The following is a 17107-nucleotide window of genomic DNA, read 5'->3' as shown; positions in this document are numbered from 1 at the left end:
CAGGCAAGCCAGCTCCCACAGTGGGGCTCCGCGTTCTGCCTGATTTTTTTGCGCCATCGTTAACGACCATCGCCGCGGTGCGACGATTCGACAAGCCGGCTCCTACAGTGGACCGCGTTGGCCTTTGACTTTGCTCTACACCACTCAAGCCGGCTGTCAGGCCGCTGTGCTCTTGCTTTTGATTTTGATCTTAGGCGCCCCGTTAAACACGCTGGCCGGAATTCGGCAGGGATTTGGGGGGTAAGCCGGCAGGACGCCGGCTTAGCCGCCCCGCGCCATGGATGGCGCGGGGCGGCGGCCCCCCAAATCACTGTCGGATTACGGGTACACCGAGCCTAAGCGAGGTGCCGAGTGTTGGGGCAAGAGCCTTTTGGTTACTTTTGGGCTCTTTCCAAAAGTGACCCGCCGTAAGGGCGGAACCGTAAGCCGCCGTTACTCAAAAAACGGATATGTACCCAAAGCAAGCCCCCAGCCAACCCATTGTCGCCAAAAAACCGCCACAACATTCCCCGGTTTTATTGGGTGCACTTAGCCAAAGTCCCAGCTAATCTGCTCAAACCAAATATCCAATAAAAATGGATGTTTTTTTGACGCCAGGTCAGCAGTCGCCAGGGAGGCCTATGACAAAGGGACGTAGTGGCAGAGACAAGCGCACGCTGCCAGAGGGCACTGCAATGAGGTGGCGCCACACGTTCCAAACCCGCATTGCCGGGGTGCTGGCGCTGTTGCTGCTGGTGGTGGTGGCTGCCACCTACTTCGCGGTCAAGGCCGCCACCGGCCGCGCCGTGGAGAATCAGGCCCAAGTCCAATTGAAAACCGGCAGCCAGGTGTTCGAGCGCCTGCTGGACCTGCGTGGCCGTCGCCTGCAATACGGGCTCGATTGGCTCACCGTCGATGGGCCTTTCAAACAAGCCGTGGCCGAGGGCAAGACCGTGCCGATCCTCGCGGCGCTGCGTCGGCATGGCACCGGTATCCGTTCCAGCGAAGTGTTTGTGTTGGGCCTCGACGGCAAAGTGGTGGTCAGCACCTTGCCGATGCTCACACGCGGCGATGCGTTCCCCTATGAAGACGCGTTGCGCAAGGCGCGGCGCAGCGGCCTGCAGATGCTGATCGTGGCCATGGACGGCCGCCCGTACTTGCTGGTGCAGGACGAAGTGCTCGACCCGATGCCCATCGCCCGGGTGATCATGGGCTTTCCCATGGACAAGCTGTTTGCCAGCGAATTGCGCTCCATGAGCAACCTGGAAGTGTCCTTCCTCAGTGTGCAGGACGGTCGTCCCGGTCCGCTGTTCAGCACCCAGCCTGACGCCTACCAGGCCACCATCATCAGTACCTTGCGCGATGCGCACCTGAACCCCGAGCCGCAGATCAATCTGTTCTACGGGCAGCGCGTGCTCAGCCAGGTGTTGCCGCTGGCCAATACCGGCGATGGCGACGAAGTGCGGGTGCTGCTGCAAAGCCCGCTGGACCACGCGCTGGAATCCTTTGCGCCGCTGGACCGGCAATTCCTGGGCATAGCGCTGGCGGTGTTGTTGGTGTCCTTGGCGGGGGCATTGTTTTTGGCGCGGCGGGTCTCGCGCCCGCTCAATGCCTTGGTGGACGCGGCCGAGCGCATTGGCGCCGGTGACTATCGGACGCCGGTGCGGGTGCGCAGCCATGATGAGTTCGGCCTGCTAGCCCGGGCTTTCAATGCCATGCAAAGTGGTATCGCCGTGCGCGAGCGGCAACTGGCGCACAACGCTCTGCATGACCCGTTGACCGGGTTGCCCAACCGCGCCCTGGCCATGGAGCGCTTGGGCAGTGCGATCAGCGCGGGCCGCCCGGTGGTGCTGCTGTACCTGGGTATTGAAAACTACCGGGTGATCAACGAAGGCTTCGGCCCCCAGGGTGTGGAAGAAATGCTGCGTGAGGCCAGCCGCTGTCTGTCCATGAGCCTGCTGGCCAGCGACACCGCCGCGCGCATCGCCGGCAGCGAGTTTTTGCTGTTGCTGGAAAACACCGAGATCGATCGCGCCGTGGCCCGTGCTGACCGCCTCTACAGCTTGCTCACCGAGCCCCAGCGCATCGGCAATGATGAGCTGCGCCATGAAGTGAGCATCGGCATCGCCGCTTACCCCGCCGATGGCCAGCAAGTGGAAGAGCTGATCAGCCGCGCCGCCATCGCCCGGCATGATGCGGCGACCTTGCCTGGTTATTTGCAGATTTATCAACAGGACCGCGACCTCGCGCACCAGCGCCAGATCACCTTGATTCGCGACCTGCGCCGCGCCGCCCTCGAAGGTGAGCTTTACCTGTGCTACCAGCCCAAGCTCGATTTGAAGCACGGCCATGTGCGCCAGGCCGAAGCCCTGCTGCGCTGGCAACACCCCACGCTGGGCCTGGTGTCGCCCGCCGAATTCATCCCGCTGGCTGAGCGCACCGGCAGCATGCGCAGCCTGACCCAGTGGGTGATCGAGGAAGCCATCCGGCAGATCGCCGAGTGGGGGCAGCGGGGCATGCATATCCAGCTGTCGGTGAATATTTCGGTGGATGACCTGGCCGACGATGACCTGGCGGTGCGTGTCACTGCACTGCTGATGCAATACGGCGTCATGGCCCAGCAGCTGATTTTCGAGATCACCGAAAGCGCCATCATGCACAACCCGCAACAGGCCCTCAGTGTGTTGGAACAGCTGCGTGGCTGTGGCATCAGCCTGTCGGTAGATGACTTCGGTACCGGCTATTCCTCCCTCGCGCAATTGCAGCGCCTGCCGGTGCAAGAGTTGAAGATCGACCAGTCATTCGTGCGCAACCTCGACAGCACCACCGGCGACGGGGTGATCGTGCGTTCCACCATCGAAATGAGCCACAACCTGGGGCTCAAGGTGGTGGCCGAAGGTGTCGAGTTCGAACCCAGCCTGAAGCTGCTCAAGCAGTGGAAGTGCGACACCGCCCAGGGCTACCTGATCAGCCGGCCATTGAATGCCATGGCGTTCGAGATGTGGATGCGCCGCGAGCGGGTGCCCATCTAGAAAACTGTTTCATCCTCCGCCAACAGCCACTTCAAAACGCCCGATGCGCTGCTTCGGGCGTTTTTCGTTGTAGTGGCCTGTTTGAGGTGCAAATAGAGCGTAAGCGCTTCATTGTGTTACTTGCGGTTGCACTAAAATACTTTGGTTGATTTTTTATCATTTAAATAACTAATTGATATTCATATATTTATTCCTATTAAATAAAAGTTAATCCTACTTGGCTCACCCTTTGCACAACACGCCGATGACGGATCACACTCATTAAAGCAGTGTGTACGCCATATAGTTGTGCCGCAAGAACGCAGGACGCTCGCAGGCGGTGCACCCCTAATCCATAACCCTTTCATGCCAAGGGTAGGCGCTCTGCTGCCCACCTTTAAGGCGCTCTATCGCCCGGAGAAAACCGCTATGTCACGAGTTGAATGGCCTGTGCGCCTGATGTTGCTGGTGAGTGCCACCGTGTTTTGCACTGCGTCACTGGCGGCGGACGATACCCCGTCGCCCAAACCGTTCGGGCACCTGAGTTGGGCCAGTGACGACGGGGCCAAGTCCCTGGATTTTGGCGGCTCGATTCGGCTCAACCATCGCTACGAAGACTGGAAAACCAGCAGCAATGACCCGGCGCGCTTGCTGTTCGACATTGCCCGTTTTGAAGTCAAGGGCAAGTGGGATCAGTTTTACCTGGACGGCGGCTACACCTTCCAGGACCGCAACCGGCGTTCGATCGAGCACGCCCTGGTGGGCTACAAATTCCAGGACGGCGATGACGTGCAACTGGGCATCGTCTACAAGCCGTTTGGCATTTACCCCTACCCGGAAAATGGCTGGACGTTCCATATCCCGTACTTCCTGGGCTATGCCGACAGCGCGGCGCCGGGCCTGAAATACAGCCACCCGTTGGGCGACTGGAACCTGCAGGCGGCGTTCTTTCCGCGCATGATCCCCGCCGACCGGCGCTACACACCGGAAGTCGGCACCTACAGCGACCTCAAGGACAACGCACTGGCCAGCCTGCACGGCCAGGACAATGAAAAACGCAACCAGCTCGACCTGCGCCTGGCGCGGTCGTGGGGCAGCGATGGTTGGAAGAATGAATCCGGCGTGTCGCTGGCCGGCTCCCAGGTCTATAACGGCACCACCGATCGCAACGGCACCTACTGGGCTGCGGCCGCTCACACCACCTTGAGCAAGGGGCCCTGGAGCGCCCAGTTGATGGGCATTCGCTACCAGTACAACCTGCAGAACCCCGAAGGCGTGAGCGACGCCAGTGTGTTGATGGGCGCCAATGCGGCAAGCCCGGCCTACCTGGTGGCGGCCAAGGGTGATGTCGGGTTGCTGAACATCGGCTACACCGTGGACACGCCGCAGTTGGGCAAGGTCAAGAGCGTCAAGTTCTACAACGACTACAGCGTGCTGCACAAAGACCAGGCGCAATGGAACAGCTCGCAGATGGACACCCTGGGCGTGAAGCTGATGGCGGGGCCGATCATCACCTGGCTGGACCTGACCTGGGGCAAGAACGCCAACCCCTATGGCGGCGCGGAGAACGGCACCGGTTGGACCTCCACCACCTCGTCGGGCAGCAATGAGTGGTACTTCCGCACCAACGTGAACATCGGCTACTACTTCTAGCCGGATCGAAGCGTTGACCCAGGCAACATGACCTGCACATCACCTTGTAGGAGCCGGCCTGCCGGCGATAGCGGTAGGTCAGTGATTGCGTTTGTTCCTGATACACCGCCATCGCTGGCAAGCAGCTCCTACATTTGATCTGCATCGGGCATGAAAAAAGGCGGCTACCTTCATCAGGTAGCCGCCTTTTTATTACCGCCAGTGAAGCTTAATCCGGCAGCTTGAACGCCATCACGTAGTCACCCTGCTTGGTGCCGAGGGAGCCGTGACCACCGGCCATGACCAGCACGTATTGCTTGCCGTCCTTGCCGGTGTAGGTCATCGGGGTGGTTTGCGCGCCGGCAGGCAGGCGGCCTTCCCACAGTTGCTTGCCGTTTTTCACGTCGTAGGCACGCAGGTACTGGTCCAGGGTGCCGCTGAGGAATGCCACGCCACCGGCGGTGGTGAACGTACCACCCAGGCTAGGCACGCCCATGGTCAGCGGGATCGGAACCGGCGAGCTGTCGCGCACGGTGCCGTTCTTGTGCATCCAGATGGTCTGGTGGGTGGTCAGGTCGACCGCTGCCACATAACCCCAGGCTGGTGCCTGGCACGGCAGGCCCATCGGCGACAGCAGCGCTTCGAGGATCACACCGTACGGCGCGCCTTTGTTCGGCTGCACACCTTCGGTTTCGCTCACGCGAGGCCCTTGTTTGGCGATGTCGGCCGCCGGGATCAGTTTCGATTTGAACGCCATGTAGCTCGGGTTCACGAACGCGATCTGGCGAACCGGGTCGACGGAAATACCGCCCCAGTCGAACACACCGAAGTTACCCGGGTAAACGATCGAGCCTTGCAGCGATGGCGGGGTGAACGGGCCGTCGTAGCGCATCGACTTGAAGTCGATCCGGCAGATCAGTTGGTCGAACGGGGTCACGCCCCACATGTCGCGCTCTTTCAACGGCGGCGGCATGAAGTTCAGGTCGGACTTCGGTTGGGTCGGGGAGGTGTGATCGCCGGCCACTGCGCCTTGCGGTACAGGAATTTCGTTGATCGGCACCACCGGTTGGCCGTTGGTACGGTCCAGCACGTAGATGCTGCCTTGCTTGGTCGAGGCCATGACCGCTTGCTTGACGCCGTCAGCGGTCTTGATGTCGATCAGGGTTGGCTGGCCGCCCACGTCCATGTCCCACAGGTCATGGTGGGTGAACTGGAAGGTCCATTTCACATGGCCGGTGTCGATGTCCAGGGCGGTCAGGCCGGCGCTGTACTTCTCGGAGTCCGGGGTACGGTCGCCACCGTATTGGTCGGGCATCTGGTTGCCCATCGGCAGGTACAGCGTGCCGAGTTTTTCATCCACGGCGAACATGGACCACATGTTCGGCGAGTTGCGGGTGTAGGTCTTGCCCTCGGCCAACGGAGTGGTGTCGTCCGGGTTGCCGCTGTCCCAGTTCCACACCAGCTTGCCGGTGTGCACGTCGAACGCGCGGATCACGCCGCTCGGCTCGTCGGTGGAGACGTTGTCGGTCACGTGGCCGCCGATCACCACCAGGTTCTTGGTCACGGCCGGTGGCGAGGTGGAGTAGTAACCGCCCGGGGCGAAGCTGCCAATGTTGGCACGCAGGTCGACCTGGCCTTTGTCACCGAAGTCTTCGCACATCTTGCCGGTGTCGGCGTCCAGGGCGATCAAGCGGGTGTCGGCCGTCGGCACGAAGATGCGTTTCGGGCACACGGCGCTGACAGGCGTGGCGCTTGCCGAGCCGGTTGGGCTTTGCTCGGAGGCGTACGCTGCATCATCGTGATACGACACGCCACGGCAGGTCATGTGCGCCCAGCCTTTGAAGTTCTGCGCACCTTGGGTGGTGATCTTCGGGTCGAAACGCCAGATTTCCTTGCCGGTGTCCGGGTCCAGGGCAATCACTTGGCTGTGCGGGGTGCACACGTAGAGCATGCCGTTGACCTTCAACGGGGTGTTTTCCGCCGTGGTCTCGCCCGGGTCGTTAGGGCCTGGGATGTCGCCGGTGCGGTAGGTCCAGGCTGGCACCAGTTTGCCGACGTTTTGCGGGGTGATCTGCGCCAGCGGCGAGTAACGATCACCATGGGCCGAACGGCCGTAGGCGTTCCAGTCGCCATCGGCCTGGGTCGGTGCGGCGCTGGCCATGCCCGGCACGGCGTCGCGGTCCAGTTGGCCGGTCTTGACCATTTCACCCGGGTTGGTGAATTGGCTGGCCAGGGCGGTCGCACCGGCCAATACCACGGCGATGCTCAGCGCGCCGGTGCCTAGTGGTGCAGCTTGGGTGCGCAGCAACGGACGGCGGAACCACGGCAGCAACATGACGATGCCTAGGGCGAACAGCAGTGCCAGGCGCGGCACCAACTGCCACCAGTCCAGGCCGACTTCCCACAGTGCCCACACGGTGCTGGCAAACAGCACCAGCGCGTACACGCCCAGCGCAGCGCGGTGGGTGGCCAGCAGCAAAAGGCCGGTGAGGGCGATGCCGAGACCGGCCAGCAGGTAGTACAGCGACCCGCCGAGCATGCTCAGCTTGACGCCGCCCGCCAGCAAGGCCAGGCCCATGATCAGCAGCAAGACGCCTAGCAGCCTGGGCAGCAGGCGACTTGGGCTCGAGGCACCATCAGTGCTCATAGTGTGTTTCTCCGTGACGTTGGAATTATGTAACCCCGTGCTTCACTGTAGATGACGATTCGGCGCGGGCTTGGTTCAGCGTTAATTCGGTTTTTCTGGGGACAGCGGGGGTTATCCACAGGCGGGCGATTTATCCCCAGGCGCAGCGGGGTGTAAGACAGCGCTGTCTTTACGAGTAGGAATAATCGGCAAGATGGGGTCGACCGGGAGATGAAACGTTTCAGTTTGTTGCGGGCAAGGATAAAGGGAGAGGGCGCGCAGAGAAAGGGCTAATCGCAAGATGCATCATTTCAGATTTGGTAACAGTGACAGAACGTCGCTGCAAAAATTAATGTGGGAGCGGGCTTGCTCGCGAATGCGGTGTGTCAGTCAATGCATGTATGACTGATCCACCGCATTCGCGAGCAAGCCCGCTCCCACAGGGGGACCGCGGTGTGGTTAGAAGGTTGTTCGAATGCCAAATTGCACGCTTCTGCCCGGCGCCGGCGCGATATCGCGCAGGATCGAACTGGCATACCGCACGGTCTGGTTCGTCAGGTTTTCACCGTTCACAAACGCCAGCCACTGGCTGCCCCCCACGTTGAAGCGATACCCCGCGCTCGCCCCCAATGTGGTGTAGCCGTCGGTGCCACTCTCGTTATCCGGCACACGGCCTTGGCCTGCGGCATGTTCCACGTCGATACGCGCCTGCCAGCGGTCCAGCTCCCACAGCAACCCACTGTTCAAGCGCAGGGGGGCGATGCGGGGCAAGGCTTCGCCGGTGTCCAGGTTGGTGGCGCGGGTGTAATCGCCCGACAGCTCCAGGGCAAATTTGCCGTAGGCGCTTTCACCTAGCTTCCAGTGATCCTGGGCTTCGAAGCCGGCGAAACGGGCACGCACGCCTGAGTATTTGTATTCAGGAATGCCTGCGGCGTCTTCTTCGCCTTCATCGTTCAGCGTGCGGCCGGTGCCCAGCAAGCCGATGTAGTTGGAGAAGCGGCTGTAGAACACGCCAAAGCTGCCCTTGTGGGTGCCATTGTCAAAACGCAGGGCCAGGTCGCTGGACACGGCTTTCTCTTTCGACAGGTTGGCATCGCCCAACTCGTAGGTGCCAGTGGCAACGTGGGCGCCGTTGGCGTACAGCTCGTAGAACGTTGGCGCGCGCTCGGTGTAACCCAGGGTCGCGGCCAGGGACCAGACCGGCGTGAGGGTGTAGACCGCGCCCGACGACAGGCTGCCGGCGGTGAAGTCATTCGATTTGTCGGCACCGGCAAAGCGCGCGTTGCCCTTGGCATCCGGGTCGACCGTGGTGTGTTCCAGGCGCCCGCCCAGGCTGAGCTTCAGGCGTTCGGTAGCCTGCATTTCTTCAAGGATAAACAGCGCACCAGCATTGGTGTCGGTCTGCGGCACGAAGGCCTCTTCGCCCAGCGCCGAGAACTCGTTGCGGGTCACCTGGGCGCCGACCACGCCGTCAAACGGGCCGATGGGTTGGTGGCGGGCTTCCACGCGGGCTTCATAGCCCTTGTTCTTGAAGATCGTGCCGGTTTCGCCGCCTTCGATTTCACGGTGCTCGTAGTCGGTGTAGCCGGCGTCGAGTTTCACTGAGGTGAACGGGCCTTGCAGGTTGCGGATCTCCGAGGCAAAGGCGTAGTGATCCTGCTTCATGCGGATGCGCACATCCTGCTCGGCGGGGGAGCCGTAGTTGCTGTCGTAGTTGCTGTAGGACAGCCCGGCATAACCGTCGTCCCAGGTGTAGGAACCGCCCACCGCGCCGCCGTCCTGGCGACCGTCGCTGTTGCCCAGGCGACCGTTTTTGCCGGGGCCGTCTTCGCTCTCGGGCGCATGGCGGCTGCGGGCGTAGCCGGGGATTTTCAGGTCGTTGAATTCCCGCGCGTTGGCGTCCAGGTGCAAGGCGAAGGTGCCGTTGCCGGCTTCCAGTTTGCCGGCGCTGCTGCGGGTGGTGTCGGCGCCGCCGTAACGCAACTCACCGGCACCGTGGATGCCTTCGATGGCTTCGGTGGGGATGCGGTTGTCGAAGGTGTTGACCACGCCGCCGATGGCACTGCCGCCGTACAACAAGGCCGCCGGGCCGCGCACGATTTCGATGCGGTCGACGTTGACCGGGTCCAGCGGCACGGCGTGGTCGTAGGACAGCGACGAAGCGTCCAGCGCACCCACGCCGTTACGCAGCAGGCGGATGCGGTCGCCGTCCTGGCCACGGATGATCGGGCGGCTGGCGCCCGGGCCGAAGTACGAAGAGGACACGCCAGGCTGCTTGTTGAGGGTTTCGCCGAGGCTGCCTTTTTGTTGCAGGGTCAGGTCATCGCCTTCCAGCACGGTGGTCGGCGAGGCGAGTTGCTCGCTGCCCAGCGGGTTGCCAGTGATGACTTGGGGTTGCAGTTCCAGGGCCTGGGTGTGAGAGCTGATCAACAGGGCGGCGGCAAGCGGGGACAAGCGCCACAGGGAGGAGAGGGACATCGGGACATTCCTTGGCAAAACGGCAAAAAGAGAAGGCTTAAAACGGTTTCGAGCGCGTTACTTTTCATAACAATCTGATAAGTATCGTTACAATATAACATCTCTTTTTTCGCTGAAAAGGGGAACTTTTCCCAAGGGTCTATATTCAATGGGGTGCTTCCCCCTGTACGCCCCGTCGGCTAAGGTGCGCGGCTGTATTTCCTCTTATTGCAAAAGGCCCGGCATGACCGCGACAAGCAACGACCCTCTTCACGGCGTGACCCTGCAGCACGTGCTCACCACCCTGGTGGAACACTACGAATGGTCGGGGCTGGCCGAGCGCATTGATATTCGCTGCTTCAAGAGCGATCCGAGCATCAAGTCGAGCCTGACCTTCCTGCGCAAGACCCCTTGGGCGCGGGAGAAGGTCGAAGGGCTGTACGTCAAGCTGATGCGCACCAAACGCCCGCTGGACTGAGCCCATGAAGCGGTTCGTGGCGGCTGCGGCGCTGGCCGGTTGGGTGGGGTTGGCGATCCAGCAATACCTGATCTTCTATTCGCGCTGGACCAGCGGCGCCAGCCTGCTGGGCGGGCTGATCAACTTTTTCAGTTTCTTCACGGTACTGACCAACACCCTGGTGGTGGTGGTGCTGAGCTATGCGCTGGTGGATCGCGATTCGGCGGCGAAGCGCTTTTTTCTCGCCCCCAAAACCAGCAGTGGCATCGCCGTGAGCATCGTGGTGGTGAGCCTGGCCTACAACCTGTTGCTGCGGCATTTGTGGCAGCCCGAAGGCTTCCAGTTCATCGCCGACGAATTGCTCCACGACGTGATGCCGGTGCTGTTTTTACTCTACTGGTGGCGCTGCGTGCCCAAGGGCACCTTGCTGCTCAGGCACATCGGCGCCTGGGTGCTCTACCCGTTGGTGTACTTCGCGTATGTGCTGCTGCGGGGGCATTTGCTCGGGCAGTATCAGTACCCGTTCATTGACGTGGACACCTTGGGTTATCCACAGGTGTTCGTGAATGCCGGGCAGATTTTGGCGGGGTTTGTGGGGATTGCGGTGGCGGTGGTAGGGCTGGATCGAGCTCTAAAACCTGCACTGTAGGAGCTGGCTTGCCGGCGATCGCGGTGTGTCAGGTATACCGCCATCGCCGGCAAGCCGGCTCCTACAGGTCAGAGGTCAGGCCTGCCAGTAGCCCACGGCCTTGAGGTAGTCCTCATTGACCTTGTGGGTGTCCAGCAACACACGCCGGACCTGGCGCGACACCTTGGTTTCGGTGGCCACGAAGCTGTACAGCGACCCCCCCGGCAGCGTCAGCTTCTGCACGGTGTCCAGCAGGTCGTCCTGACCGCGAATCACCCAGATCACGTCCACATCGGCAGCGCTGCGCAGCGCCTGTTTTTCCGCCGCATTGGCGATCTCAATCACCGCCAATACAGTGCGCCCAGCGGGCAACTCTTCCAGGCGTCGGGCGATGGCGGGCAGGGCGGTTTCATCGCCGATCAGCAGGTAGCTGTCGAAGATATCCGGCACGATCATCGAACCCCGTGGCCCGCCGATGTACAGGTGCTGGCCGACCTGCACCTGGTCAGCCCAGGTGGACGCAGGGCCATCGCCGTGCAGCACGAAGTCGATGTCCAGCTCGCCGATGCTCAGGTCGTAGCGTCGGGGGGTGTAGTCGCGCATCGGCGGTTGTGGGCCGTCGCCCTTGATGGTGAAGGTCGGGCTTTCCAGGGCTGCCTGTTCCTCGGCGTTCTGCGGGAACAGCAGCTTGATGTGATCGTCGCTGCCCAGGCTGACAAACCCCGCCAGTTCCGGTCCGCCCAGGGTGATGCGGCGCATGCGTGGGGTGATGTCGACCACCCGCAGGACTTCGAGGCGGCGGCGTTTGATTTCGTGGGTCACGCGGTGGATGACTTGCGTATTCATTGGTCTTTCCCGTCGGCAATGGCTTGAGCGGTGCGATTGAGCAGCGCCGCGACACGAACGATTTCTTCCGGGCTCCAGCGCCCGTGGTGCGAGTGCAGGGCATGACGCAGGTTGTGCACCGCCTCGTGGATTTCCGGCGGCCGGTCATGGCCGCGCAACGAGCGTTTGCTCACATCGATGCGCATGCGCACGCCGTCCAGGGCCACCTGTTGCTCGCTTAAGAAGAGACGACCGGCGTCGGTGATTGTGTAGCGTTTTTTTCCGCCTTCGGCGTCGCCCTGGATCAAGTCGCTTTCTTCCAGGAAGGTCAGCGTGGGGTAGATCACGCCGGGGCTGGGGGTGTAGGCGCCGTCGAACAGGCTTTCGATGCGGCGGATCAGGTCATAGCCGTGGCAGGGCTGCTCGGCGATCAGCGCCGGCAGCAGCAGTTTCAGATCGCCGGGTGCAAATACCCGGGGGCCGCGACCGCGGCCGGCGCGCGGGTCAAAGCCGTCGCGCTGGTGAGGATGGTCTCGCATGGGTAGGCGCCTCTGTGTGTGTCTAGATATAACGTAAGATATATCTTAAAAAGCATGCAAGCGCTTCCGACAGGCGGTCAACCTCCGCGAACGACGCCACAAGGTCAGCAACCTGTGTTCTAGAGTAACGACTCAAGTGAGTTATCAAGTTGTTTTGGCCGTGCAAACAATATTGTTTTTTAATGGGTGTAATCCTATTCTTACGGATATATTCGGCACTAAAACATTCTCATTAATTAACATGTAGGGTGTGTCTTACGGCTACTTTTTAAGTTTTGGCAAAGTGCTATCTTTTTCCTCTGTGTTGTACTGATCTATGGCTACGCCATAAATGGAAACAACTGGCTTACTTTCATTTTTTTGAACTCGATACTTGCCTGGCGTTGAACAAGCCTCCGGTTTGCAATGCAAATAGTTGGAAAAACACGGTGTTTTTCAACGCTTCTAAGAACCCCTTTTAGATGACAGGTATCAACCATGTTCAAGAAACTTGCCACCGCGGTCCCGTTTGTTGCGGTCGCCCTGAGCTCCCCCCTGGCAATGGCTGCCGATGATGCGCGTTCGTCGATCAATATCAGGGCCAACATTTCGACCAAGCAGTTCCATGCACAGCCTCGGGACCCGAACTTCGGTAAAGACGAAACCATGAGCTACAACCCTGTCAGCGGTGAACTCAGTTCGCTGCGGGCAACCTTCGATGTGAAAAACACCGACGGTTCGGTGCATGCCTACATCGAAGGCGGCCCGACTTCCGCTGCGCTCTATAACGGTTCGGACAGCATTGCCCTGACCAACACCTTCAATGGCGTCACCCTCACTGCCACCCCGCAGGAAGTGGTCGATGACCCTCAATCCACTCCAGGCACCCAGGCCGACCTGGTGATCACCCCGGCCCGCCCGGCCGACACTCAGAACGGCCTCTACACCGCCAGCTACACAGTGATCTTCGACGCTGTGCCGCGCGTTACCCCGTAACGCTGGTGTCATCCCCTTGGTCGCCATGACCAAGGGGCTTGAAAGGACAGGCCGGCATTTTCCTCCCTGAACGCCGGCCTGGTTCAGTCCGTACTGACGAGTATTCCGTCCATGTTTTCGATGACGCCAATTGCGGGCGCGCTTGCGCTGTTGCTGTGCGCCAGTGCCCTGGCCGCACCGGTGGCGCCCCATACTTCGCCGGGCAACCTGTTGTCCCAGTCCCAAGGCCTGCCGGATGATTTTGAACAGCACTTTTTTGATGTGCCACTGGCCGTACAAGTTGAACTGGACCAACAGTTTCTTGGCGAAGCCATGATTGTATTGAGTCGCGATGATCGCATTACCCTGCTGGAGTTCAACGATATCGGCGACAGCCCGGTATCGGCCAGCACGCGTGCCACCTGGGAGCAACTTCTGCAATCTGGCATGCCATTGGGCAGTTGCCAGCAAAGTTGTCCGCAGCAACTGTTGGCCATTCACTACAACTTGGAAAATTCCCAGGTTTCCATCCTCACCGAAAACGTCGAGCGCAACGCGCACGTCAAACAGTTTTATGACCAGCCTGAGTCCGGCAGCCTCGGTCTGATCGTCAATAACCAACTCAACCTCACCGGTGGCCAGAACGAGGAAGTTGGCGGGCGTTTCGGCCTTGAGGCCAGCTCCAGCCTTGGCAACTGGACCCAGGCGATGAACCTGCAGTTGTCCCGCGTGGGCGGCACCGACACCACGCTGTACCACGCCATGCACGAGCTCTACACCCAGCGCGAACTGGAGGGCAACTTCGTACGCCTGGGTTATTTCACTCCGGGTGCCAACGGTCTTACCCGGCAGATCCGTACCTTTGGCGCCAACCCCGACACGGCGGTGGGGCTCATGTACGGCAGCTCCGACAGCCTGCTGATCAACAACCCCAAGCCCAGCGTGTACCCGGTGTACGTCACTGCCAGCCGCCAGGCCTCGGTGGAGATCTACCGTGCCGGCCTGCTGATCAATACCCAACCGGTCGCCGCCGGCCTGCAAACCCTTGACACCCGGCCCCTGCCCGGTGGCATCTACGAAGTGGAAGTGCGCCTGATCGAAGACGGCCTCACCACCTCCACCACCCAGGAGCTCATCTACAAACCCAACAACTGGCGCAATGCCGACGAGCGCTGGCGCTACAACACCTTCATCGGGCAAGAGACCAAGCTGCTGAGCAACTGGGACGAGCAGTCCAGCGGCTTCATGACCTATGGCGCCGGCCTCAACTACCTGGCGCACCCCCGGGTGATCCTTGGCGTCTCGACCCGCAAGGTGCGCGAACAAATGCAGTACGGCACCTCCATCGACTGGACCCTGGGCAACAGCCTCAGCCTCTATGCCAACCTTTACCAGACCCAGGACCACGGCACCGGCGTGGACCTGCAAACCCTGTACAGCTATGGCGTTGGCAGTGTGGTGTTCAGCCATAACCGCAGTTGGCTCGACACCACGCGCACCTACGAGCTGCTGCCCGATGGTACACGCATCCGCCAGCGCAACGTGTTCATCGGCCAGGCCAGCAACACTTCGCTATCGTTCAACCATCGCTTGAGCAACAAGAGCTCGATCAACTCGCGGCTGGCCTACAGCCAGGGCAACCTTCAAGGTTTCGGCCTGGATGTGGGGTGGACCGAGCGCGGCACCTTGTTGGGCAGCGACGCTAACTGGCGCCTGTCGCTGTTTGATCGGCCCGCCACTGCCAGCACCGGCGACAACCGCAACCGTGGCATCGACCTCAGCGTCAGCGTGGCCCTTGGCTCACCGCGCGAGCAGTGGGCCGCCAGCATCGGCACCCGTACCGCACGCGACGGCAGCCGCGATCACAACGGCTCGCTCACCTACACCAAGACCCTCGACGACCACCTGCTGCAAAGCGTTTCGGGCACCGCGATTGCCGACACCTACGGCGTGGGCCTGTCGGGCCGTGCGAGCTTCCAGAGTGACGCGCTCTACGGCGACACTTACGTGCAACGGTCCTCGTTCAACGGTCGCCTGTCCGGTGGGTTGAACCTGGCCAGTACCGTGGCCGTCGGTGGCAGCGCCGCGGTCCTCAGCAGCCAACCCCAGGGCGGCGGGGCGGGGATGATCGTCGATGTGGACACCGACCTCGACGACATCAGCCTGCGTGCCGACGACCTCACTGGCGGCAGTTCACGCCTGCGACCGGGGCGCAACTTCGTGCCGATCACCGCCTACAAGAGCAGCACCCTGGCCTTCGACTTCGACGGTAACCACCCACCGGCCGCCAGCATCCAGCCGGCGCGCAGCAACTACCACCTGAACAAGGGCGGGGTGGCGTACCGCAAGATCAGCGTGATGAAAACCGTGACGGTGCTCGGGCGCCTGATCGATGAAACCGGTGCACCGCTCAAAGGCCACCATGTGGTCAATCACGCCAGCCGCGCGGTGAGTGAAGTGGATGGTTTTTTCTCGATGGAAATGAACGCCGGCGCGCCGACCCTGGAGGTGCGCCATGCCAACCAGTTGCTCTGTCGATTCCGTCTTGACCCGGACACGGCGCGACGGGAAAGCGATGTGCTGTTGATCGGTGACCTGCGTTGTACGCCGGACACCTTGGCAGAAAACACCAGCATTTTGGCGACGGCGGGTTGAACTGTCGTTTTTGCAAAACCGCGAAGCGACGCGAGGCCGTCGTCTTCTCGTCATGAACCAGAGGTTGACTCAATGAAACGTCTATTGATGCTGTACGCGCTGTTGCTGTTTCCCCTCGGAGCCCTGGCTGGCCCGCAGATTAATGTGGGGGTGGTGTATGACTACCTCGGCGGTGACAAAAGTACCTACATGAAACGGGTGTTCAACGGCGGCACGTCCACGGCCTTCGTCAAGGTCAATATCCTCGAAATGATCTACGACGAAGACGGCACCTACCGTGAGGTGCCCCTGCAAAACCAGGCGGGCGCCGCCGCCCGCGACGGTTTGATGGCCAGCCCCGCGCGCCTAATCGTGCCGGCCAACGGCACCCAGGGCACGCGTTTGCTGTTCATGGGCAACCGTGACAAGGAGCGTTACTTCCGCGTGCGTTTTGTGCCGGTGGTGCCCCAGGCCGAGGACGACTTTGCCGTTACCGACGAAGAACGCGCCGACTACAAGGACAGCCTGGCAGCCGGCGTGCGCGTGCTGGCCGGCTACGGCACGGTATTTTTCGTGCGGCCCAAAGACACCCGATTCGATACCGCGATCAAGGACGACGGCACGCGCTATACCCTCAACAACAACGGCAACAGCGTGGTGGTGATCGACGAGTTCAAGGACTGCGCCGCCGCTTCGCCGCAGGAATGCCGACCAACGCTGCGTCATCACATCCGCGCCGGCCATTCCTACGGGTTCGACAAGCAGCCGGGGCGTGAATACCGCTTCAGCCTGATCGAAGGCGGCGAAACCAGGAAAGTCGAGGTCAAGGGGTGAGTCTCTGGCCTATCGCGAAAGGTGAACCTATGTACAAGTTTATCGTGCTGGTGATGGTGATCATCCTGTTGGGGCTCTCGATTGCCGAGGTGGAAGCGGCCGTCGAGCGCGAGACCTTCGAGGTGTCCGTGACCATCCCCACCGCTGACTTCTACGTGCTGCCAGTGGACCCGCAACTGGTGCAGCGTGAGCAGGTGCTGGCCTACAACCCGGTCAGCTCGCAGCTGGCCACCTTGCGTGCGGCGTTCGATGTAAAAAACGTCGGGGGTGCCATCGGGGCACGACTGGATCAGGAGGCGTACCTGTTCAACGGCACTGACCGTGTGGACCTGCGTGTGACCTTCAATGACGTCGAACTGGGCCTTGCCCAATCTGAAGTGGTGACCATGGCGGACGCGCGGCCGGGTAAACGGGTCGCCCTGGAGGTCGCCGCGATCAAGCCCGATGACGATTATCGCCCCGGCAATTATTTCGGCACGGTGCATATGGTGTTCGATGCAGTGGCGCCTTGATCGACAAGCGTTTCAACAA

At 61.3% G+C, this 17107-nt stretch carries 12 protein-coding genes; 8 read left to right on the top strand and 4 right to left on the bottom strand.

Features of this window, described 5'->3' with window-relative positions; translation table 11 throughout:
- Window positions 1–674: 674 nt before the first annotated feature.
- Together ACVWVP_RS25940 and ACVWVP_RS25935 are read left to right on the top strand one after the other, a co-directional pair.
- Window positions 675–3011 (top strand): putative bifunctional diguanylate cyclase/phosphodiesterase, encoded by a 2337-nt coding sequence (locus ACVWVP_RS25940; RefSeq protein WP_178921978.1) that lies wholly within the window; start codon window positions 675–677, stop codon window positions 3009–3011.
- Between the two features lie 408 nt (window positions 3012–3419).
- The gene (locus tag ACVWVP_RS25935) at window positions 3420–4643 is read left to right on the top strand and encodes a hypothetical protein (RefSeq protein WP_457408795.1); all 1224 of its coding nucleotides are present in this window, start codon (window positions 3420–3422) and stop codon (window positions 4641–4643) included.
- 208 nt (window positions 4644–4851) lie between these two features.
- Here ACVWVP_RS25935 and ACVWVP_RS25930 read toward each other — a convergent pair whose 3' ends face one another.
- Together ACVWVP_RS25930 and ACVWVP_RS25925 are read right to left on the bottom strand one after the other, a co-directional pair.
- Window positions 4852–7269, bottom strand: coding sequence for a glucose/quinate/shikimate family membrane-bound PQQ-dependent dehydrogenase (locus tag ACVWVP_RS25930; protein ID WP_457408792.1), 2418 nt, complete (start codon window positions 7267–7269; stop codon window positions 4852–4854).
- Between the two features lie 438 nt (window positions 7270–7707).
- Window positions 7708–9726: a TonB-dependent receptor gene (locus ACVWVP_RS25925; protein ID WP_457408789.1), complete on the bottom strand. Its 2019-nt coding sequence runs from the start codon at window positions 9724–9726 to the stop codon at window positions 7708–7710.
- 223 nt (window positions 9727–9949) lie between these two features.
- Between ACVWVP_RS25925 and ACVWVP_RS25920 the strand changes: the two genes are divergently transcribed.
- On the top strand, window positions 9950–10183 hold the full coding sequence (locus ACVWVP_RS25920; RefSeq protein WP_003188882.1) for a VF530 family protein: 234 nt from the start codon (window positions 9950–9952) through the stop codon (window positions 10181–10183).
- Between the two features lie 4 nt (window positions 10184–10187).
- Window positions 10188–10811 (top strand): Pr6Pr family membrane protein, encoded by a 624-nt coding sequence (locus ACVWVP_RS25915; RefSeq protein ID WP_457408786.1) that lies wholly within the window; start codon window positions 10188–10190, stop codon window positions 10809–10811.
- Between the two features lie 75 nt (window positions 10812–10886).
- On the opposite strand, the gene ACVWVP_RS25910 is transcribed toward ACVWVP_RS25915, so the two are convergent.
- Window positions 10887–11636, bottom strand: a complete 750-nt coding sequence (locus ACVWVP_RS25910) for a siderophore-interacting protein (protein WP_457408783.1) — start codon at window positions 11634–11636, stop codon at window positions 10887–10889.
- Window positions 11633–12154, bottom strand: coding sequence for a PadR family transcriptional regulator (locus ACVWVP_RS25905; protein ID WP_178921990.1), 522 nt, complete (start codon window positions 12152–12154; stop codon window positions 11633–11635). The genes ACVWVP_RS25910 and ACVWVP_RS25905 overlap by 4 nt, the downstream gene beginning before the upstream one ends.
- Window positions 12155–12631: 477 nt before the next feature.
- On the opposite strand from ACVWVP_RS25905, the gene ACVWVP_RS25900 reads away from it, so the two are divergent.
- The 4 genes from ACVWVP_RS25900 (at window position 12632) to ACVWVP_RS25885 (ending at window position 17088) form a co-directional block, all read left to right on the top strand.
- Complete coding sequence (locus ACVWVP_RS25900; RefSeq protein ID WP_457408780.1) at window positions 12632–13129, top strand: CS1 type fimbrial major subunit; 498 nt, start codon at window positions 12632–12634, stop codon at window positions 13127–13129.
- A gap of 111 nt (window positions 13130–13240) precedes the next feature.
- Window positions 13241–15763 (top strand): CS1-pili formation C-terminal domain-containing protein, encoded by a 2523-nt coding sequence (locus ACVWVP_RS25895; RefSeq protein ID WP_457408777.1) that lies wholly within the window; start codon window positions 13241–13243, stop codon window positions 15761–15763.
- Between the two features lie 72 nt (window positions 15764–15835).
- Window positions 15836–16576: a molecular chaperone gene (locus ACVWVP_RS25890; RefSeq protein WP_457408774.1), complete on the top strand. Its 741-nt coding sequence runs from the start codon at window positions 15836–15838 to the stop codon at window positions 16574–16576.
- Window positions 16577–16605: 29 nt separating this feature from the next.
- Window positions 16606–17088: a fimbrial protein gene (locus ACVWVP_RS25885; RefSeq protein WP_259171872.1), complete on the top strand. Its 483-nt coding sequence runs from the start codon at window positions 16606–16608 to the stop codon at window positions 17086–17088.
- Window positions 17089–17107 lie beyond the last annotated feature (19 nt).

This window comes from Pseudomonas sp. TE24901, from assembly GCF_054058375.1.
This window is presented reverse-complemented; position numbering and strand designations above follow the sequence as displayed.